This window comes from Enterobacter sp. HNDS-6, assembly GCF_039850505.1.
In the GTDB taxonomy this organism is placed as follows: Bacteria; Pseudomonadota; Gammaproteobacteria; order Enterobacterales; family Enterobacteriaceae; genus Enterobacter; species Enterobacter kobei.
The window spans coordinates 3,880,026-3,899,822 of the sequence record NZ_CP156673.1 but is presented as its reverse complement, the minus strand read 5'-3'; the positions used below and the strand labels follow the sequence as shown (position 1 = coordinate 3,899,822).

The 19,797-nt window shown below is 58.1% G+C and carries 17 protein-coding genes; 13 read left to right on the top strand and 4 right to left on the bottom strand.

From position 1 onward, the window contains the following. Positions 1-2: 2 nt before the first annotated feature. Positions 3-1,403: an MFS transporter gene (locus tag ABFI50_RS18270; protein ID WP_014883512.1), complete on the bottom strand. Its 1,401-nt coding sequence runs from the start codon at positions 1,401-1,403 to the stop codon at positions 3-5. A 233-nt stretch (positions 1,404-1,636) separates the two neighbouring features. After that, positions 1,637-4,015 (bottom strand): phosphoenolpyruvate synthase, encoded by a 2,379-nt coding sequence (gene ppsA, locus ABFI50_RS18265; protein WP_014883511.1) that lies wholly within the window; start codon positions 4,013-4,015, stop codon positions 1,637-1,639. Positions 4,016-4,350: 335 nt separating this feature from the next. Here ppsA and ppsR point away from each other — a divergent pair, with 335 nt between their 5' ends. The 8 genes from ppsR (at position 4,351) to ABFI50_RS18225 (ending at position 12,481) form a co-directional block, all read left to right on the top strand. Then, positions 4,351-5,184: a posphoenolpyruvate synthetase regulatory kinase/phosphorylase PpsR gene (ppsR, locus tag ABFI50_RS18260; RefSeq protein WP_014883510.1), complete on the top strand. Its 834-nt coding sequence runs from the start codon at positions 4,351-4,353 to the stop codon at positions 5,182-5,184. A 152-nt stretch (positions 5,185-5,336) separates the two neighbouring features. Further along, positions 5,337-6,383, top strand: a complete 1,047-nt coding sequence (aroH, locus tag ABFI50_RS18255; RefSeq protein WP_014883509.1) for a 3-deoxy-7-phosphoheptulonate synthase AroH — start codon at positions 5,337-5,339, stop codon at positions 6,381-6,383. Between the two features lie 208 nt (positions 6,384-6,591). Further along, positions 6,592-6,780 (top strand): hemin uptake protein HemP, encoded by a 189-nt coding sequence (gene hemP, locus ABFI50_RS18250; RefSeq protein WP_014883508.1) that lies wholly within the window; start codon positions 6,592-6,594, stop codon positions 6,778-6,780. Positions 6,781-6,852: 72 nt separating this feature from the next. Beyond that, complete coding sequence (locus tag ABFI50_RS18245; protein WP_063613966.1) at positions 6,853-8,835, top strand: TonB-dependent hemoglobin/transferrin/lactoferrin family receptor; 1,983 nt, start codon at positions 6,853-6,855, stop codon at positions 8,833-8,835. 35 nt (positions 8,836-8,870) lie between these two features. Then, complete coding sequence (locus tag ABFI50_RS18240) at positions 8,871-9,899, top strand: ChuX/HutX family heme-like substrate-binding protein (protein WP_063613965.1); 1,029 nt, start codon at positions 8,871-8,873, stop codon at positions 9,897-9,899. Further along, entirely contained in the window at positions 9,896-10,717 is an 822-nt protein-coding gene (locus tag ABFI50_RS18235; RefSeq protein WP_063613964.1) for a hemin ABC transporter substrate-binding protein, read from the top strand. Before ABFI50_RS18240 ends, ABFI50_RS18235 begins: the two co-directional genes overlap by 4 nt. Next, the gene (locus ABFI50_RS18230) at positions 10,717-11,709 is read left to right on the top strand and encodes an iron ABC transporter permease (protein WP_023332781.1); all 993 of its coding nucleotides are present in this window, start codon (positions 10,717-10,719) and stop codon (positions 11,707-11,709) included. Before ABFI50_RS18235 ends, ABFI50_RS18230 begins: the two co-directional genes overlap by 1 nt. Further along, positions 11,702-12,481 (top strand): heme ABC transporter ATP-binding protein, encoded by a 780-nt coding sequence (locus ABFI50_RS18225; RefSeq protein WP_063613963.1) that lies wholly within the window; start codon positions 11,702-11,704, stop codon positions 12,479-12,481. Before ABFI50_RS18230 ends, ABFI50_RS18225 begins: the two co-directional genes overlap by 8 nt. Here ABFI50_RS18225 and ABFI50_RS18220 read toward each other — a convergent pair. After that, on the bottom strand, positions 12,448-13,371 hold the full coding sequence (locus ABFI50_RS18220; protein WP_045135067.1) for a LysR family transcriptional regulator: 924 nt from the start codon (positions 13,369-13,371) through the stop codon (positions 12,448-12,450). The two genes, ABFI50_RS18225 and ABFI50_RS18220, sit on opposite strands and share 34 nt — an antisense overlap. A gap of 140 nt (positions 13,372-13,511) precedes the next feature. Between ABFI50_RS18220 and ABFI50_RS18215 the strand changes: the two genes are divergently transcribed. From ABFI50_RS18215 to ABFI50_RS18195, 5 genes are read left to right on the top strand one after another with little or no spacing between them, the layout of a single operon-like run. Further along, a complete protein-coding gene (locus ABFI50_RS18215; RefSeq protein WP_014883501.1) occupies positions 13,512-14,219 on the top strand; it encodes a CoA transferase subunit A in 708 nt (235 codons plus the stop codon). Positions 14,220-14,221: 2 nt separating this feature from the next. Next, positions 14,222-14,878 (top strand): 3-oxoacid CoA-transferase subunit B, encoded by a 657-nt coding sequence (locus tag ABFI50_RS18210; protein WP_045269456.1) that lies wholly within the window; start codon positions 14,222-14,224, stop codon positions 14,876-14,878. 9 nt (positions 14,879-14,887) lie between these two features. Next, positions 14,888-16,069, top strand: a complete 1,182-nt coding sequence (locus ABFI50_RS18205) for an acetyl-CoA C-acetyltransferase (protein WP_063613962.1) — start codon at positions 14,888-14,890, stop codon at positions 16,067-16,069. Between the two features lie 44 nt (positions 16,070-16,113). Further along, on the top strand, positions 16,114-17,505 hold the full coding sequence (locus ABFI50_RS18200) for a GntP family permease (protein ID WP_045135064.1): 1,392 nt from the start codon (positions 16,114-16,116) through the stop codon (positions 17,503-17,505). A gap of 10 nt (positions 17,506-17,515) precedes the next feature. Then, entirely contained in the window at positions 17,516-18,286 is a 771-nt protein-coding gene (locus tag ABFI50_RS18195) for a 3-hydroxybutyrate dehydrogenase (protein ID WP_023332776.1), read from the top strand. Between the two features lie 44 nt (positions 18,287-18,330). Here ABFI50_RS18195 and selO read toward each other — a convergent pair whose 3' ends face one another. Next, a complete protein-coding gene (gene selO / locus ABFI50_RS18190; protein WP_023338257.1) occupies positions 18,331-19,773 on the bottom strand; it encodes a protein adenylyltransferase SelO in 1,443 nt (480 codons plus the stop codon). Between the last annotated feature and the right edge of the window lie 24 nt (positions 19,774-19,797).

The following is a 19,797-nucleotide window of genomic DNA, read 5'->3' as shown; positions in this document are numbered from 1 at the left end:
TTTTACTCCTGTAGTGCGGAAGGGGTTGCCGGGCTGAGCTGCCCCGCTTCGGGTCTTACCTCACGCTTGCTGGCCAGCTCACGGGCGATGGAATCCACCAGCCGGCTGTTAAGCTTGTAGATGGAAAGTAGCGCCACCATGCAGAGGAACAGCGCGCAGGGGATAAGGGTGAAAAGCGCGTTAATGGTCGACAATACGTGCGGCGTCTGGGCTGCCTGGCCCGGCGCGTAATCCACCATGCCCAGTACCCAGCCCACCACCGCCCCGCCCAGCGCCAGGCCAAATTTAATGGCAAACAGCGCGGTGGAGAAGACCAGCCCGTCCAGGCGACGGCCGCTGCGATGCTCTTCGTAGTCGACCACATCGGAGAACATGGTCCACTGGAGCGGCGTGGTGAGGTTTTGAATAAAGCTAAAGACAATGTTAAGGCCGAAGATCAGCCAGACCTGCGAAGGCGGCAGGAAGAAAATCAGCGCGCCGAAAATGACGAAGGAAATAATCGTCCACTGGTAAGCACGAACGCGGTCAAATTTACCCAGCAGCCGTTCAGATAATAATGCGCCGCTTAAGGAGGCCACCATTCCGGAAACAATAAAGGCAAAAACCAGATCCGGGCGCAACAGCACATAGTTCACGTAATACATCGTGGCGGAGCCGCGCGTTACCACCGCGGTCAGCAGCAAAATATTAAACAGGAACACAATACGCCACTGGCTGTTGCGGCCCAGCAGTTTTAAATCGGTGAGCATGGAGCCGGAGGTATCATTGCGCGGAGAATACCGCTCGCGGGTCATCAGGAAGCAGCAGAAGAACAGCACAATGCCCAGCAGCCCCATCAGGCTCATGGCATAGAAATAGCCTTTCTGCACGTTGCCCTGGCCCAGCAGTGAGACCAGCGGCAAGGCGATAACCGTCACAATCAACCCGCCAATAAATGACAGACCAAAGCGCCATGACTGCAGGGAGTGACGCTCGCGCGGGTCCAGCGTGAGTGCGCCCGGCATGGCGCAGTAAGGCACGTTAATCGCGGAGTAAATCAGGCTCAGGATAGCGTAGGTCAGGCAGGCATAAACGATTTTAGCCGTCGGCCCGACGTCCGGTACATAGAAGGTGATAAGGCAGCTCACGCCAAAAGGAATGGCAAACCACAGCAGCCAGGGACGGAAACGACCATGACGCGTCTGGGTGCGGTCAACCAGTGCGCCAATGCACGGGTCGACAAACGCATCAACCACGCGCACCACTAAAAACATGGTTCCCATAATGGCCGCGGGTAAACCAAAAACATCCGTATAGAAGTAAGCAAGAAATAACGTTGCCGTTTGCCAGACCAGCGCGCTGGCCATATCACCTAAGCCATAACCTATTTTATCTTTGGTACGCAATACAGAGGAAAGTGTCATTGTTATTTGCCTTTTTATCAGGTTAAAACGTATTTCAACCAGTTGCGCATCTTCTGAAGAGAAATGCGCAGTAAGGCTCAAGTATTAGCAACGCTTTGCGCGCTAACAATTGTCTAAATTAACAGACAAATTATGATATTTGGTTTTTTACTTTATTTGTGATGGGGAGCAAATATGAAATGAAATAAAAAAGGCGAGGAATAATATCCTCGCCTTTTCGGGTCATGCTGGCGTTACTTGTTCAGTTCCGCCAGGCTCAGCCAGGTTTGCACCACGGTGTCCGGGTTCAGGGACAGGCTATCAATCCCCTCCTCCATCAGCCAGGCGGCAAAGTCTTCATGGTCAGAAGGACCCTGACCACAAATCCCGACGTATTTACCCTGTTTCTTCGCCGCACGGATGGACATGGAGAGCAGCGCTTTCACCGCCTCGTTACGCTCATCGAACAGCTCAGAGACCACGCCGGAGTCACGGTCCAGACCCAGCGTCAGCTGCGTCATGTCGTTCGAGCCGATAGAGAAGCCGTCAAAGTGCTCGAGGAACTGCTCGGCCAGCAGGGCGTTGGACGGGATCTCACACATCATGATGATCTTCAGTCCGTTTTCACCGCGCTTGAGCCCCTGACGCGCCAGCTCGTCCACTACCGCTTTCGCCTGATCCACCGTACGCACGAACGGGATCATGATTTCGACGTTGGTCAGCCCCATGTCGTTGCGCACGCGTTTCACCGCTTCACACTCCAGCGCGAAGCAGTCGCGGAAGCTGTCGGACACGTAGCGTCCGGCGCCGCGGAAGCCCAGCATTGGGTTCTCTTCTTCCGGCTCGTAGCGCTCACCGCCGACCAGGTTAGCGTATTCGTTTGACTTAAAGTCAGACAGACGGACGATCACGCGTTTCGGGTAGAACGCCGCGCCCAGCGTGGCGATCCCTTCGGTCAGACGGCCAACGTAGAACTCTTTCGGCGAGTCGTAGCCTTTCATCATCTCGCGGATTTCATTCTGCAGTTTCGCGTCCTGGTCGTCAAACTCCAGCAGCGCACGCGGGTGCACGCCAATCATACGGTTGATGATAAATTCCAGACGCGCCAGGCCAACGCCTTCGTTCGGCAGGCAGGCGAAGTCAAACGCACGGTCCGGGTTACCGACGTTCATCATAATTTTCAGCGGCAGATCCGGCATGGTATCCACGCTGGAGCTCTTCACACTGAAGTCGAGGATATCGGCATACACGTAGCCCGTATCGCCTTCGGCACAGGAGACGGTTACGTTCTGTCCGTCCTTCATGCGTTCGGTTGCGTCACCGCAGCCGACAACCGCAGGAATACCCAGTTCGCGGGCAATGATCGCCGCATGGCAGGTACGACCGCCGCGGTTGGTGACGATGGCCGCCGCTTTTTTCATGATCGGTTCCCAGTCCGGGTCGGTCATGTCGGTCACCAGTACGTCGCCTGGCTCAATACGGTTCATCTCGCTGATGTCGTGGATCACTTTCACCGGACCGGCACCGATGCGGTGACCAATCGCGCGACCTTCAGCCACAATTTTGCCCTGGGCGTGCAGCGTATAACGCTCCATCACCTGACCGCGAGAACGGACGGTCTCCGGACGCGCCTGGACGATAAACAGCTTGCCGGTGTTCCCGTCTTTCGCCCATTCGATATCCATCGGACGGCCGTAGTGTTTTTCAATCTGCACCGCCTGCTTCGCCAGTTCCTGCACTTCGGCGTCGGTCAGGGAGAAGCGGTCGCGCTGCTCCTGCGGCACATCTTCAATCTTAACCTGCTTGCCATGCTCCTGGGTTGGAGCATAGATCATGCGGATTTTTTTCGAGCCCATGGTGCGGCGCACCACCGCCGGGCGACCCGCGGCCAGCGTAGGCTTGTGTACATAAAATTCGTCAGGGTTCACCGCGCCCTGCACCACCATCTCACCCAGACCCCATGCAGAGGTGATGAACACCACCTGGTCGAAACCCGATTCGGTATCGATGGAGAACATCACGCCGGATGAGCCTACGTCTGAACGCACCATGCGCTGGACGCCAGCGGAGAGCGCGACGCCGCGATGGTCGTAGCCCTGGTGCACGCGATAGGAGATGGCGCGGTCGTTGAACAGGGAAGCAAATACGTGCTTCACGGCCACCAGCACCGCATCATAGCCCTGAACGTTCAGGAAGGTTTCCTGCTGCCCGGCGAACGACGCGTCCGGCATGTCTTCTGCGGTTGCGGAAGAACGCACGGCAAAAGATGCCTGCGCATCGTCAGCGGAGAGCTGGTTGTAAGCATCGTGAATGGCTTTTTCCAGTTCCGGCTGGAAAGGTGTGTCGATGATCCACTGGCGGATCTGCGCCCCGGCTTTAGCAAGCTCGGTCACATCATCAATATCCGTTTTATCCAGCAGGTCGTAAATGCGCTGGTTTACACCGCTCTGGTCTAAAAACAGGTTAAACGCATCGGCGGTTGTGGCAAACCCGTTTGGTACGGAAACACCCATACCGGACAGATTTGTAATCATTTCACCCAGGGAGGCATTTTTGCCCCCAACTCTGTCTACATCATTCATGCCGAGTTGGTTATACCAAAGCACCAGCGGTGACGAGCCATTGTTGGACATCGAAACAATCCTTTTGTGATATTTGATCGGAGTAAGTAACACCTGACTACGTATTTATACTGGCATATTTATTTGCGCTAAAAAAACGGTGAATCGTGTAAGCAATTTAAATTTTCAACTTTTCGGATAGTTTCCCACCAGCGATTAACCCGATGATTCCTCTATATTCAGCCGTTAACCACAAAAATAAAGTCGCTATTTGAAAAATGAAATCCACTTTTCAGGAAAATCAAAAACAGTGTTTCATTCATAATTAGGATAAGTTCTTTGCTGTGTAAATTACTTTTTTAATTTATGCTTTCAGACAATTACGTATGATATTCAGGGTGGGTAAAATGGATAATGCTGTCGATCGTCACGTTTTTTATATTTCTGATGGTACGGCGATCACCGCCGAGGTGCTGGGCCACGCGGTCATGTCGCAGTTCCCCGTATCGATTAACAGCATCACGCTGCCGTTCGTGGAAAATGAGAGCCGCGCCAAAGCGGTGAAGGACCAGATCGACGCCATCTACCAGCAGACCGGCGTCCGTCCGCTGGTGTTCTACTCCATCGTTATCCCCGAAATTCGCCACATCATTTTGCAAAGCGAGGGCTTCTGCCAGGATATCGTCCAGGCGCTGGTGGCCCCGCTCCAGAGCGAGCTGAAGCTTGACCCGACGCCTATCGCCCACCGTACCCATGGGCTGAACCCTGGCAACCTGACCAAATACGATGCGCGTATTGCCGCCATCGACTACACCCTGGCGCATGACGATGGTATTTCTCTGCGCAATCTCGACCAGGCACAGGTGATTTTACTTGGCGTGTCGCGTTGCGGTAAAACGCCGACCAGCCTCTATCTGGCGATGCAGTTCGGCATTCGCGCCGCCAACTACCCCTTTATTGCCGACGACATGGATAACCTCGTGCTGCCCGCTGCGCTCAAGCCGCTGCAGCACAAGCTGTTCGGACTAACGATTAACCCGGAGCGTCTGGCCGCGATCCGCGAAGAGCGCCGCGAGAACAGCCGCTACGCCTCCATGCGCCAGTGCCGCATGGAAGTCTCCGAAGTGGAAGCGCTGTACCGCAAAAACCAGATCCCGTGGCTGAACAGCACTAACTATTCGGTAGAAGAGATCGCCACCAAAATTCTCGACATCATGGGACTTAATCGTCGCATGTACTAATATGCTAGTACATTAACTCAGATTCGGGTATCATCCTCTGCAACAACGGGGCGGTATCGCCCCGAACTTGAAATCAGCAGGGATTGGTTTAATGTGATGCCCATCACTTCCCGGTAGTCTGCCGATGAAGCAAAAATTTTCTGAGACAAATCATGAATAAAACCGACGAACTCCGCACGGCGCGCATTGACAGCCTGGTCACACCGGCTGAACTGGCTCAGCGGCATCCCGTTTCCGCCGCGGTTGCGGAACATGTTACGGCCTCCCGCCGACGTATTGAAAAAATCCTGAATGGTGAAGACAAGCGTCTTCTGGTCGTGATTGGCCCTTGCTCTATCCACGATCTGGATGCAGCACTGGATTATGCCAAACGCCTTCAGGGACTGCGGGATAAGTATCAGCATCGCCTTGAAATTGTGATGCGCACTTACTTTGAAAAACCGCGTACCGTGGTGGGCTGGAAAGGGCTGATTTCCGATCCCGATCTCAACGGCAGCTATCGTGTGAATCACGGTATCGAACTGGCACGCAAGCTGCTGCTCCAGGTCAACGAGCTGGGCGTCCCAACGGCGACTGAATTTCTCGATATGGTGACCGGGCAATTTATTGCCGATTTGATCAGCTGGGGCGCGATTGGCGCGCGCACCACTGAAAGCCAGATCCACCGCGAGATGGCCTCCGCCCTCTCCTGTCCGGTCGGCTTTAAAAACGGGACCGATGGCAACACCCGTATCGCTGTTGACGCGATCCGCGCCTCGCGTGCCAGCCACATGTTCCTGTCGCCGGATAAAAGTGGTCATATGACTATCTACCAGACCAGCGGTAACCCTTACGGGCACATCATTATGCGTGGCGGGAAGAAACCCAATTACCATGCCGACGATATCGCCGCCGCCTGCGAAACACTGGCCGAATTCGATCTGCCAGAACATCTGGTGGTGGACTTTAGCCACGGTAACTGCCAGAAGCAGCACCGCCGCCAGCTGGACGTTTGCGATGAAATTTGCCAGCAGATCCGCAGCGGTTCAACCGCCATCGCGGGTATTATGGCCGAAAGCTTTATCAAGGAAGGCACGCAGAAAATCGTTGCCGGACAGCAGATGGTGTACGGCCAGTCAATCACCGATCCGTGCCTGAGCTGGGAAGACAGCGAACTGCTGCTGGAAAAGCTGGCGTCTGCGATAGATACGCGCTTCTGACCCCCGCCGGGTGGCGCTGCGCTTACCCGGCCTACGGTTCGTGCCCTTCTCCCTCTCCCTGTGGGAGAGGGTCGGGGTGAGGGCATCAGACCGCACCTTCCCCCAAAATTTGATCCCGTCACATTATTTTCACAAAAACGCTTGCCGTGAAATTGCAGTTTATTGATAATGATTATCATTGTTACATTGATTGTTATTTATAAACATTATGTCACCTACGGATAACCGCGCGGCAACGCCAGCAAACAAACACACAGCGCCCGCCCCTGCCTCCACCGATCGTCGCATCGACAGCAAAAGCCTGCTGGGTGATGAGGGCCGGGTGATTATCGAGCATGACGGCCAGCACTACCTGCTGCGCCAGACGAATGCCGGAAAATTGATCCTCACAAAATAAACCAAAACATTCGCCAGCCACCCAGGTGACCCCCAGGCAGCCAGCGCTTTCGATTCTTTATGGAGAGTTGCTATGCCACACCTGCATACCGCATGTTTACGCCCGTCACTTCTGGCGCTGGCGATTGTCAGTACCCTGCCGGGCGTCGCGTTTGCTGCCGCAGATGAAATAACCGTCACCGCGACCGGCAACGCCCGTAGCGCCTTCGAAGCCCCGATGATGGTGAGCGTGATTGACGCCGCTGCCCCGGAAAAACAGACCGCCAGCTCTGCCGCCGACCTGCTGCGTAACGTGCCAGGCCTGATGCTGGACGGCACCGGCCGCACCAACGGTCAGGACGTTAATCTGCGCGGTTATGACCGACGCGGCGTGCTGGTGCTGGTTGACGGCGTGCGTCAGGGTACCGACACCGGACACCTCAACAGCACGTTCCTCGACCCGGCGCTGATCAAACGTATCGAAGTTGTGCGCGGTCCGTCGGCGCTGCTCTACGGCAGCGGTGCGCTGGGTGGCGTGATTTCCTATGACACCGTTGACGCCAGAGATCTCCTGGAACCGGGCAAAAACAGCGGTTACCGCGTGTTTGGTACCGGTGCGACGGGCGATCATAGCCTCGGGATGGGGGCCAGCGCCTATGGCCGCACCGATACGCTTGACGGTCTGGTGTCATGGTCCAGCCGTGACCGCGGCGATATCCGCCAGAGCGACGGCAAGCGTGCCCCAAACGACGAATCCATTAATAACATGCTGGCGAAAGGCAGCTGGAAAATCGACCCGGCTCAGACGTTAAGCGGCTCCCTGCGCTACTACAACAACGCCGCGCAGGAGCCGAAAAACCCGCAAACCCCCGATGCCACCAGCAGCAACCCCATCACCGACCGCTCCACCATCCAGCGTGATGCACAGCTGGGTTACCGTCTGGCGCCGGAAGGGAACGACTGGCTGAACGCCGATGCAAAAGTTTACTGGTCAGAGGCGCGCATAAATGCCCAGAACATCGACAGCACCGGTGAGTTCCGCAAGCAGACCACCAAAGGCGGCAAAGTAGAAAACCGTACCCGCCTGTTTGGCGACACCTTTGCCTCTCACCTTTTGACCTACGGCGGGGAATATTATCGTCAGGAACAACGTCCGGGTGGCACCACCACCGGCTTCCCGGAGGCGAAAATCGACTTTAGCTCCGGCTGGCTGCAGGATGAAATCACCCTGCGCGATCTGCCCGTTACCCTGCTGGGCGGCACGCGCTATGACAACTATCGGGGTAGCAGCGAGGGCTACGACGACGTGGATGCAGACAAGTGGTCCTCCCGCGCCGGGTTAACCGTCAGCCCTACCGACTGGCTGATGCTGTTTGGCTCTTACGCTCAGGCCTTCCGCGCCCCGACCATGGGCGAGATGTATAACGACGCCAAACACTTCTCCATCGGCAGTTTCTACACTAACTACTGGGTGCCTAACCCGAACCTGCGCCCGGAAACCAACGAAACGCAGGAGTTTGGTTTTGGCCTGCGCTTTGACGACCTGCTGCTCGCCAACGACGGGCTGGAGTTCAAGGCCAGCTATTTCGATACCAAAGCCAAAGATTACATCTCCACCACCGTCAATTTTGCCGCGGCGACCACCATGTCGTACAACGTTCCGAACGCCAAAATCTGGGGCTGGGACGTGATGGCAAAATACTCGGCTGACCTGTTTAACCTCGATCTGGCCTATAACCGCACGCGCGGAAAAGATACCGATACCGGCGAGTACATCTCCAGCATCAACCCGGACACCGTCACCAGCAGGCTGGATATTCCGGTGGCACAAAGCGGCTTCTCCGTGGGCTGGATCGGCACCTTTGTCGATCGTTCAACCCATGTCAGCAGCAGTTACAGCAAACAGCCGGGCTATGCGGTCAACGACATCTACATCAGCTATAAGGGCCAGGAGCAGCTCAAGGGCATCACCACCACGCTGGTGCTGGGTAACGCCTTCGACAAGGAGTACTGGTCTCCTCAGGGTATTCCGCAGGACGGTCGTAACGGCAAGATTTTTGTGAGTTATCAGTGGTAATTCCCCGCGGGGCAACTATTCAGAAGGAAAAGACAATGGATCACTACACGCGCTGGCTGGCGCTAAAAGAAGAAAACCCGGGTAAGTACGCGCGCGATATTGCAGGATTAATGAACCTCAGTGAAGCAGAACTGACCTTTGCGCGCGTGGGCCATGATGCCTGGCGACTGCGCGGTGAAATTCGCGAGATCTTAGGCGCGCTTGAAGCCGTAGGGGAAACAAAATGCATCTGCCGCAACGACTATGCCGTTCACGAGCAGGCAGGCAGCTTCACCCATCAGCACCTGAACGGCCACGCCGGGCTGGTGTTGAACCCGCGCGGACTGGATCTGCGCCTGTTCCTCAACCAGTGGGCAAGCGCGTTTCACCTCAGCGAAACCACCGCACGCGGCGAGCGGCAGAGCATTCAGTTTTTCGATCATCAGGGTGATGCCGTACTGAAAGTTTATACCACGGACAACACCGACCTCGCCGCCTGGGCTGACGTGTTGACCCGCTTTATCTTTGCCGATAACCCGCCGCTTGAGCTGAAGGTTGCCGAGACCCCGCTGCATGCCGAAAATGCAGATGCCGCCCTCGTGGACAAAGCGTGGCGTGCGATGACTGACGTGCACCAGTTCTTCGGCCTGCTGAAACGCCACAACCTCAGCCGCCAGCAGGCATTTCGCCTGGTGGGCGACGACCTCGCCTGCCAGGTTGAAAACAACGCGCTGGCACTGCTGCTGGAAACCGCGCGCCAGCACGGCAACGAAATCATGATCTTCGTGGGTAACCGCGGCTGCGTGCAGATCTTCACCGGCGCGGTGGAAAAAGTCGTGCCGATGAAAGGCTGGCTGAACATCTTTAACCCCACCTTTACCCTGCATCTGCTGGAGGAAACGATTGCGGAGAGCTGGGTCACGCGCAAACCGACTGCAGACGGTCACGTCACCAGCCTGGAACTGTTTGCCGCAGACGGCACGCAAATTGCCCAACTCTATGGTCAGCGTACGGAAGGCGAGCCGGAGCAGAGCCAGTGGCGTAGCCAGATTGATGCCCTGACGCCAAAAGGGCTGGCCGCATGAAGACGTGGTTTGCCCTCCTGAGCGCCCTGCCGCTGGTGGCGTTTGCCGCCGCGCAGGAGAAAATTGTCACCCTTGGCGGCGACGTCACGGAGATTGTCTATGCGCTTGGCGCGGACTCTTCGCTGGTCGCACGCGACAGTACCAGCCAGTGGCCGCAGGCAGCGAACGCGCTCCCCGATGTGGGCTATTTGCGCCAGCTTAACGCCGAAGGGATTTTGTCCATGCGTCCCACGCTGCTGCTGGCCAGCGACCAGGCGCAGCCGTCTCTGGCGTTAAAGCAGGTTGAACACAGTCACGTCAGGGTGATTACCGTTCCTGGCCGCAACGATCTGAGCGTCATTGACGAAAAGATCCGCATTATTGCCGAGGCCACGCACCGTGAAGCGCAGGGAGAGAGCCTGCGCCGCTCGCTACGTCAGGCGGTGGCGGCTCTGCCCGCAGAACCGCTCAACAAACGGGTGCTGTTTATCCTCAACCACGGGGGAATGACCGCCATGGCCGCCGGACAGCAAACCGGCGCCGATGCCGCCATTCGTGCCGCCGGGTTGCAGAACGCGATGCAGGGTTTCACACGGTATCAGCCGCTGTCGCAGGAAGGGATTATTGCCAGCCAGCCCGACCTGGTGGTGATTTCGCAGGACGGCGTGAACGCGCTGGGTGGCGAGGCGAATCTGTGGAAGCTGCCCGGACTGGCGCAAACCCCGGCGGGACGGCACAAGCAGCTGCTGGCGATTGATGACATGGCGCTGCTGGGTTTCAGCGTGCGCACGCCGGAAGCCATCCGGCAGTTGCGTGCTAAAGCGGAGCAACTGCCCTGATGTCCCGGCGGATCGCACTGTCGCTGTGGATGCTGGCCGCAATTCTGAGCATCATGACCCTTACGGCAACAGGCTTTGGGGCATTGCCTCTGCCGGTCAGCCTGCTGTGGAACGGCAGCGATGAGGCGATGCGTCAGATCTGGCTGACCATTCGCCTGCCCCGCGTGCTGCTGGCGCTGGTGATTGGCGGCGCGCTGGCGCTGGCCGGGTGCGTGATGCAGGGACTGTTCCGCAACCCGCTGGCAGACCCGGGTTTGCTTGGGATCAGCAGCGGCGCGGCGCTGGCGGTCGCGCTGTGGGTGGTTATTCCTGTCACGTTGCCGGCCCTGATGATGCTTTACGCCCCGATGGTTGCGGCATTCCTCGGCGCGCTGGCTGCAACCGTTGTGATCTTCCTGCTCAGCCAGCAGCGTCACGGTTCCCTGTCCCGTTTACTGCTGGTGGGGATCGCCATCAACGCCCTGTGCGGCGCGGCCGTCGGTCTCCTTTCCTGGCTTAGCAACGATGCGCAGCTTCGCCAGCTTTCGCTCTGGGGAATGGGCAGCCTCGGGCAGGCGCAGTGGTCCACCCTGCTTGCGGTGACCTCGCTGATGGTGCCTGCGGTTCTGATTATCTGGCGGCTGGCTGGTCCACTCAATTTGCTGCAGCTGGGTGATGAAGAGGCGCACTATCTCGGGGTGGATGTTGCCCGGGTACAGCGGATCCTGCTGCTGTGCAGCGCCCTGCTGGTCGCTGCGGCGGTGGCCATCAGCGGCGTGATTGGCTTTGTTGGCCTTGTGGTCCCACACCTGATGCGTATGTGGCTGGGGGCCGACCACCGGGCCGCGATCCCCGGCTCGGTGCTGGCCGGAGCGTTACTGCTGCTGGCTGCCGATACGCTGGCGCGCACTCTGGTCACCCCGGCGGAAATGCCCGTCGGGTTGTTGACCAGCCTTCTCGGTGCGCCGTGGTTCCTGTGGCTTATCTTTCGTCGTGGAGGTGCGCATGGCTGAACGCTATTGTGCGGAAAACCTGGTCTTTCACGCCGGGCAACGGACGCTGATCGACGATGTATCACTGACCTTATCTCAGGGTGAGCTGGTCGCGTTGATTGGCCCTAACGGTGCCGGGAAATCGACATTATTACGGCTGCTGACCGGCTATCTCACACCCGCAAGCGGGCGGTGCAGTCTGGCAGGCACGCCGCTTGCGGACTGGCCAACGGAGACCCTCGCCCGCTACCGGGCAGTGATGCGTCAAAATACGCAGCCCGGATTCGACTGGCCGGTGGAAGCCGTGGTCGGTATGGGGCGCGCCCCCTGGACGCGCTCCCCTGAGGCGTCAATGGTTGAGGAGGTCATGGCGATCACAGGCTGTTTAGCCCTGGCGGGCAGACGCTATTCGGCACTCTCCGGAGGCGAGCAGCAACGGATCCAGCTCGCTCGGGCGCTGGCCCAACTCTGGTGCGACGGTGCCCCACGCGGCTGGCTGTTTCTTGATGAACCGACCTCCGCACTGGATCTCTTTCACCAGCAACATCTGCTGCGCCTGATGAAAACCCTGACCCGTCGGGGGCATCTCCACGTCTGCGTGGTTCTGCACGATCTTAATCTGGCGGCACTGTGGGCGGACCGTATCCTGCTGCTGCATAACGGGAGGCTGGTCTCCCGGGGGACACCGGAGGACGTTTTGCAGGCCGGGACGCTGGCGCGCTGGTATGGCGCGCAGGTGCTGGTCGGCAGCCATCCGGCTCATGCCGTGCCGCAGGTGTTCCTCGCTCCCTGAGCGGGGTGATAAAAATCCTTCAGCGTTTCCAGCAGGGCATGCGCCGCTTTAGAGAGCTGCGTGTGCCCGGGATGGATCACCCCGATGCACTTTTCAATGGGCGGGTTATCCAGCGGAATACAGACCGCGCCCAGGGAAGCCATCTGCGCCTCGCAGAGCGCCGGCACGGCGCTGCCACCCAGCCCGCTGGCGACCATGCGCCCTACCGTCACCAGTTGATGACTCTCCAGCGCCACGTCCAGCTTTCTGCCGCTCCGCGCCAGCTCCTCCTCCATCATCAGACGTACCGCCGAAGGGCGCTGCAGGGTGATGAAATCCAGCGTCAGCAACTCCTCCCATGCCAGGCGCTTTTTTCCCGCAAGCGCGGAATCTTTCGGCACAATGGCGACAAACCTGTCCAGCCCCAGCGGCGTAAACAGCAGGTTATGCGTGGGTGCCGGCTCAAAGGCAATCCCCATCTCAACCCGCCCTTCCCGCACCATCTCAATCACCTGCTCGTTGATGACATCATGCACGGTGACGTTGACCCCGGCATGGCGATCGCGAAACGCTTTCAGCACTTCCGGTAAAACGTTGGCGGCAAACGACGGCATCGCCGCGACCGAGATTTTGCCGCGCTGGAGCGTAAAGCACTGGTGCATTGCCTCTTCCACGTTATCCCAGTCGGCCAGCAGCTGCCGCGCCATCGGCAGAAATGTTTCTCCCTCCTGCGTGAGGGCAACCTTGCGCGTGCTCCGCTGCAACAGCGGCCCACCGAGCGCATCTTCCAGGCTTTTAATCGTCAGGCTCAGCGCTGGCTGGGAAAGATTTAAGCGTTCGCTGGCGTGCGCGAAATTGAGAGTGTGAGCTACCGCTAAAAACGCGCGTAACTGTTTGACACTCATTCTCATTTTTCATCCTGTTAACTAATTGAAAAAATTTAGTTAACAGGAAATTAATAAGAAATCCAAATGAGTGGGTCACAAATTCAAAATTAACAAATGAGTCGCCACCCCTAATGATACCGGCACGGTTAACGGGAGGGATGACTATGGCAGGACTGGATAAGCGCGTCAGCAGCTATGCGCAGGCGCTGGATGGGCTGACGGACGGCATGACCTTGCTGGCGGGCGGCTTCGGGCTGTGCGGTATTCCTGAGAACCTGATTGCAGAGGTTCGACGCCGTCAGGTGAAAGATCTGACGGTCGTGTCAAACAACTGCGGCGTGGATGGTTTCGGTCTGGGGATACTGCTCGAAACGCGCCAGGTTCGCAAAGTGGTGGCGTCTTACGTCGGCGAGAACGCGCTGTTTGAGCAGCAGGTACTGAGCGGGGAACTGGCAATCGAACTTACTCCGCAGGGGACGCTGGCAGAAAAGGTCCGCGCGGGCGGGGCCGGTATTCCGGCGTTTTATACGGCCACCGGTTATGGCACCCCCGTGGCAGCGGGCAAAGATGTGCGCCAGTTTGGCGGTAAAAATTACATTCTTGAAGAGGCCATTACCGGTGATTTCGCGCTGGTTAAGGGCTGGAAAGCGGACTGGTACGGCAACGTTATCTATCGCCATACCGCGCAAAATTTTAATCCACTGATGGCAACGGCGGGCCGAATCACGGTTGTGGAGGTGGAAGAGATTGTTCCGCCGGGTGAACTGCCTCCGTCGGCTATTCATACGCCGGGAATTTACGTCGACAGGCTGATTGTCGGCCAGTTTGAAAAACGCATTGAACAGCGCACGCTGCGCGCGCAAGGAGTCTGACGATGTTAACCCGTGAACAGATGGCGATGCGCGTCGCCCGCGAACTGCGCGACGGGTATTACGTCAACCTGGGGATCGGCATCCCTACGCTGGTGGCGAATTATATTCCCCCGGAAATGGACGTGATGCTGCAGTCGGAAAACGGTCTGCTCGGAATGGGGGCTTTTCCCGATGAGCATAGCCTTGATGCCGACATGATCAACGCCGGTAAACAGACGGTCACTGCGCGGACCGGCGCGGCCATTTTCGACTCGGCCCAGTCGTTTGCCATGATCCGCGGCGGCCATGTGGATCTGACCGTGCTGGGCGCATTTGAAGTCGATGTCGAGGGCAACATTGCCTCGTGGATGATCCCCGGAAAGATGGTGAAAGGGATGGGTGGCGCGATGGATCTCGTTGCCGGGGCGCAGAACATCATTGTGGTGATGACCCACGCTGCAAAAAACGGTGACTCCAAACTGCTGCCGCGCTGCACGCTGCCGCTCACCGGTGTGGGCTGCATCCGTCGGGTCCTGACCGATCTCGCGTTGCTGGAGATAGCGGACGGCGCGTTCATCCTGCGGGAGTACGCCCCGGGTGTCGGTATCGACGAGATTGTCCGTAAAACGGCCGGAAAAATCATTGTGGCGGACGACGTTCGCGAGATGCGCTTCAACTGAGGACTCAACATGAAAAAGGTCATGATTGTCGGGGCAACGCGAACCCCCATTGGCAGTTTTCGCGGATCGCTCTCGCCCCTTTCAGCCATTGAGCTGGGTGCCGTCACGGTACAGCGTCTGCTGGAGAGCAGCGGTCTTCACCCAGAGCAAATAGACGAACTGGTTTTCGGTCAGGTGCTGACGGCCGGGTGTGGGCAAAACCCCGCCCGCCAGACGGCCATCACTGCCGGATTACCCGTCAGCACCCCGGCGACAACGGTCAATCTGGTGTGCGGCGCGGGGTTGAAAGCGGTACAGCTCGCCGCCCAGGCAATCCGCTGCGGTGACGCAGACGTGGTTATCGCTGGCGGTCAGGAGAGCATGAGTAACGCCCCGTATCTGCTGGATGGCGCACGTTCAGGGCTGCGTTTTGGGCATACGGGCCTGCAGGACAGCATGATCACCGACGGCCTGTGGGACGCATTCAACGATTACCACATGGGCATCACTGCGGAAAACGTCGCCCGTGAGTACGGCATTTCCCGCGAGCAACAGGATGCCTTCGCCCTCCGGTCACAGCAAAAGGCGGCGTCCGCCATAGAGACTGGTCGGTTTGACGCCGAGATAGCGCCAGTGACGGTGAAACAGGGCAAACGTGCGCCACAGATTGTCCGCCATGATGAACAGCCACGCCCGGAAACCACCGCCGGGCAGCTTGCACAGCTTCGCCCCGCATTTTTGCATGACGAGGGCACGGTCACGGCCGGGAACGCCTCCACCCTTAACGATGGTGCCGCCGCGGTACTGCTGATGAGCGAGGAAAAGGCGCGGAAAAGCGGGTTACCTGTTCTTGGCCACATTGTGAGTTACGCCGTGACGGGCGTTGATCCGTCGGTGATGGGCATCGGCCCGGTCAGCGCCTGCCGGACGGCGCTGGCGCGGGCGGGCTGGACGCTCGACGACGTCGATCTCATTGAAGCCAACGAAGCCTTTGCCGCACAGGCACTGGCGGTGGGCAAAGAGCTTGGCTGGGATGAACAGAACGTCAACGTTAACGGTGGCGCCATCGCCCTGGGCCATCCGATTGGCGCATCCGGCTGTCGCATCCTGGTGACCCTGCTCCATGAAATGCAGCGCCGGGGGGTAACAAAGGGACTTGCCACCCTGTGCGTAGGCGGCGGACAAGGCATTGCCCTGACCGTTGAGCGTTAAACCTCTCGTTGGTACCCGAATAATAATTAAAGTGAGGAGTCGTAATGAGTGTGTTAATAGCCCTGGCGGCGCTGGGATTACTGATGCTGGCGGCCTACCGCGGATACAGCGTGATTTTGTTTGCGCCGATTGCGGCGCTTGGTGCCGTGCTGCTGACCGATCCGGGTGCCGTCGGCCCGACGTTTACTGGCCTGTTTATGGAAAAGATGGTCGGCTTCGTTAAGCTCTATTTCCCGGTGTTCCTGCTGGGGGCGGTGTTTGGCAAGCTGATTGAGCTTTCCGGTTTTTCACGATCCATCGTTGCCGCCGCGATCCAGATCCTCGGTCGTCGGCACGCTATCCCCGTGATAGTCCTGGTGTGTGCGCTGTTAACCTACGGCGGCGTGTCGCTGTTCGTGGTGGCATTTGCGGTGTACCCGTTTGCCGCCGAACTGTTCCGCCAGAGCGGCATTCCTAAACGGTTAATCCCCGCTACCGTGGCGCTGGGGGCGTTCTCGTTTACCATGGACGCCCTGCCCGGCACGCCGCAAATCCAGAACATTATTCCCACCAGCTTCTTTGGCACTAACGCCTGGGCGGCCCCGTGGCTGGGTCTTATCGGCTCTCTGTTTATTATCTTCTTTGGCCTGCTCTGGCTGGAGCGGCAGCGGCGTAAGGCGATCAATAACAATGAAGGTTATGGCACGGACCTGAAAAACGAACCTGAAACGCCGGACAATATTCATCTCCCGCATCCGCTGATTGCTCTCTCCCCGCTGCTGGTCGTGGGTATATTGAACCTGCTGTTTACCCGCTGGATCCCCGGCTGGTATGGTACGAGTCATGAGCTTACCCTGCCAGGACTGGCGAAACCGATTGTGACCGAGGTGAGCAAGATCACCGCCATCTGGGCCGTGGAGGCGGCGCTGCTCTCCGGTATTGTGCTGGTGTTGATTTTTGGTTTTCGCAATATCCGGGGACGTCTGGCAGAAGGCAGCCGAACGGCGGTGAGCGGCGCCATCCTCGCGGCGATGAATACCGCGTCCGAATACGGTTTCGGCGCGGTTATCGCCGCCCTGCCCGGTTTTCTGGTGTTATCTAAAGCGCTGTCTGCCATCCCGAACCCGTTGCTGAACGAAGCCATCAGCGTGACCGTTCTCGCCGGGATCACCGGCTCAGCGTCCGGCGGAATGAGTATTGCCCTTGCGGCCATGGCGGACACCTTTGTTGCTGCCGCCCACGCGGCCAATATCCCGCTTGAGGTGTTGCACCGCGTGGCGTCAATGGCAAGCGGCGGGATGGATACGCTTCCCCATAACGGGGCGGTGATTACCTTGCTGGCCATCACCGGCCTGAGCCATCGTCAGGCCTACGGCGGCATTTTCGCTATCACTATCATTAAAAGCCTGGCAGTGCTTTTTGTCATTGCCGTGTTCTATCTGACCGGCATTGTGTAAGGAGAGAAAAATGAATCTGAACGGTAAAATCGCCCTGGTGACCGGCTCGACAAGCGGCATTGGCCTGGGGATCGCTCGCGTGCTGGCGAAATCAGGGGCGCAGTTGATTCTCAACGGTTTCGGTGACAGCGGCTCAGCGCGAGAAGAAATTGCACAACTGGGCAAAAAGCCGGGCTACCACGATGCCGACCTGCGTGACGTGTTGCAGATTGAAGCCATGATGCGCTACGCCGAATCGCAGTTTGGCGGCGTGGATATTCTTGTTAACAATGCCGGGATACAGCATGTGGCTCCGGTGGAGACCTTCCCGGTGGAGAAATGGAACGACATTATCGCCATTAACCTTTCTGCGGTGTTTCACACCAGCCGGCTGGCGTTGCCCGCCATGCGTGAACAAAACTGGGGACGCATCATTAATATCGCCTCCGTTCACGGGCTGGTTGCGTCGAAAGAGAAGTCCGCCTACGTTGCCGCCAAGCATGGCGTGGTGGGCTTTACCAAATCCCTGGCGCTGGAAACCGCACGCACCGGCGTGACCGCCAACGCCCTCTGCCCGGGGTGGGTGCTGACCCCGCTGGTACAACAGCAAATCGATAAGCGCATCGCGGATGGCGTCCCGCCGGAACTGGCGCAAGACCAGCTTCTCGGGGAAAAGCAGCCTTCAGGTGAATTTGTCACCCCGGAGCAGTTGGGCGAACTGGCGCTGTTTTTATGCAGCGACAGCGCCGTTAACGTTCGCGGTGCCGCGTGGAATATGGATGGCGGCTGGGTGGCACAGTGAGTTTCTGGCCGGGTAGCGGCTTCGCCTTACCCGGCCAGAAATGTTTAGCTTGAGCAACTCACTTCCAGCCGTTTGCCCCAGTCTGGCGGGCGGCTGATATAGTCATCATCCCGGTCGGCAAACGGCGTGCGCAACGCCAGGTGCAGACGGTGCAACTCGTCATACTCTCCCTGCTCTGCCTGTTCAATCGCCCGCTGCGCCAGCCAGTTGCGCAACACCATCGCGGGATTCGTCGCGTTCATCTGGGTCTGACGGGCGGCGTCATCGACCTGTTCCTGCTGCAAGCGGGAGCGGTAACGTGCAAACCAGTCGTCAAAGGCCTGCCTGTCAATAAACTCGTCGCGCAGCGGCGAGGCAGCACTGTGCTGCTCCGTCTGGCCCAGCATCCGGAAAGTGCGGGTATAATCACTCCCCTCACGCGCCATCAGTGCAAACAGATCGTTCAGGATCTCATTATCCCCTTTCTCCTGGGTCATCAGCCCCAGCTTATTGCGCATCAGCGTGCCATATTCCCGCAGCAAAACGTCCTGATAGCTGTCGAGTGCATCATTCAGGGCATCGACATCCATAAACGGCGACAATGTTTGCGCAAACCGCTGCAGGTTCCATAGCCCAACCGCTGGCTGGTTGTCAAAACTGTAACGTCCCTGATAGTCAGAGTGGTTGCAGATATACCCCGGCTGATAATCATCCAGAAAACCAAACGGCCCATAATCAAAGGTCAGCCCGAGGAGCGACATATTGTCAGTGTTCATTACCCCATGGGCAAAGCCCACCGTTTGCCAGCGAGCAATCATCCTGGCGGTACGGGCGACCACGTCCCGGAACCAGAGAACGTATTTATCAGCCTCATCCTGCAAATGCGCCCAATGGCGGCGAATAGCGTAGTCCGCGAGCTGACGAACCTTGTCCGTCTCACGACGATAGTAAAAGTGCTCAAAATGGCCAAAGCGCAGATGGCTTTGTGCGATACGCATCAGCATCGCCCCTTTTTCTACCGTTTCGCGCATAACCGGCGTGTCGCTGGTGACAATCGACAGCGCGCGCGTGGTGGGGATCCCCAGAGCATGCATGGCTTCAGATGCCAGGCATTCACGTATTGTTGAACGTAATACTGCGCGGCCATCGCCCATCCGAGAATAAGGGGTAAGACCTGCACCTTTCAGATGCCAGTCAACCGTCTCTCCGTTGGAAAGCTGTTGTTCGCCCAGCAGGATCCCCCTGCCGTCGCCCAGCTGTCCCGCCCAGACGCCAAACTGGTGGCCGCTATAGACCTGGGCAAGGGGTTGCATACCGGGAAGAAGCGTTTCGCCTCCCCAGACGCCCGCGCCCCCGGAAGGCTTAAACATCTCAGGCGGAACGGCCAGTTCATCGGCCAGCCGGTCGTTGTGCCAGATAAGACGTGAATTGTGTAACGGTGTGGGTTTGAGTGCGGTGTAAAAGCCAGGCAACTCGTCATGCCAGTGAGCAGTAAAAGACAGGGTCATAAGTCCTCCTGCTTTTAGTGTAGA

Excerpts from the sequence above, each read along its gene's own strand:
- ABFI50_RS18270 (WP_014883512.1), bottom strand. The coding sequence starts at position 1,403 with ATGACACTTTCCTCTGTATTGCGTACCAAAGATAAAATAGGTTATGGC.
- ppsA (WP_014883511.1), bottom strand. The coding sequence starts at position 4,015 with ATGTCCAACAATGGCTCGTCACCGCTGGTGCTTTGGTATAACCAACTC.
- ppsR (WP_014883510.1), top strand. The coding sequence starts at position 4,351 with ATGGATAATGCTGTCGATCGTCACGTTTTTTATATTTCTGATGGTACG.
- aroH (WP_014883509.1), top strand. The coding sequence starts at position 5,337 with ATGAATAAAACCGACGAACTCCGCACGGCGCGCATTGACAGCCTGGTC.
- hemP (WP_014883508.1), top strand. The coding sequence starts at position 6,592 with ATGTCACCTACGGATAACCGCGCGGCAACGCCAGCAAACAAACACACA.
- ABFI50_RS18245 (WP_063613966.1), top strand. The coding sequence starts at position 6,853 with ATGCCACACCTGCATACCGCATGTTTACGCCCGTCACTTCTGGCGCTG.
- ABFI50_RS18240 (WP_063613965.1), top strand. The coding sequence starts at position 8,871 with ATGGATCACTACACGCGCTGGCTGGCGCTAAAAGAAGAAAACCCGGGT.
- ABFI50_RS18235 (WP_063613964.1), top strand. The coding sequence starts at position 9,896 with ATGAAGACGTGGTTTGCCCTCCTGAGCGCCCTGCCGCTGGTGGCGTTT.
- ABFI50_RS18230 (WP_023332781.1), top strand. The coding sequence starts at position 10,717 with ATGTCCCGGCGGATCGCACTGTCGCTGTGGATGCTGGCCGCAATTCTG.
- ABFI50_RS18225 (WP_063613963.1), top strand. The coding sequence starts at position 11,702 with ATGGCTGAACGCTATTGTGCGGAAAACCTGGTCTTTCACGCCGGGCAA.
- ABFI50_RS18220 (WP_045135067.1), bottom strand. The coding sequence starts at position 13,371 with ATGAGAATGAGTGTCAAACAGTTACGCGCGTTTTTAGCGGTAGCTCAC.
- ABFI50_RS18215 (WP_014883501.1), top strand. The coding sequence starts at position 13,512 with ATGGCAGGACTGGATAAGCGCGTCAGCAGCTATGCGCAGGCGCTGGAT.
- ABFI50_RS18210 (WP_045269456.1), top strand. The coding sequence starts at position 14,222 with ATGTTAACCCGTGAACAGATGGCGATGCGCGTCGCCCGCGAACTGCGC.
- ABFI50_RS18205 (WP_063613962.1), top strand. The coding sequence starts at position 14,888 with ATGAAAAAGGTCATGATTGTCGGGGCAACGCGAACCCCCATTGGCAGT.
- ABFI50_RS18200 (WP_045135064.1), top strand. The coding sequence starts at position 16,114 with ATGAGTGTGTTAATAGCCCTGGCGGCGCTGGGATTACTGATGCTGGCG.
- ABFI50_RS18195 (WP_023332776.1), top strand. The coding sequence starts at position 17,516 with ATGAATCTGAACGGTAAAATCGCCCTGGTGACCGGCTCGACAAGCGGC.
- selO (WP_023338257.1), bottom strand. The coding sequence starts at position 19,773 with ATGACCCTGTCTTTTACTGCTCACTGGCATGACGAGTTGCCTGGCTTT.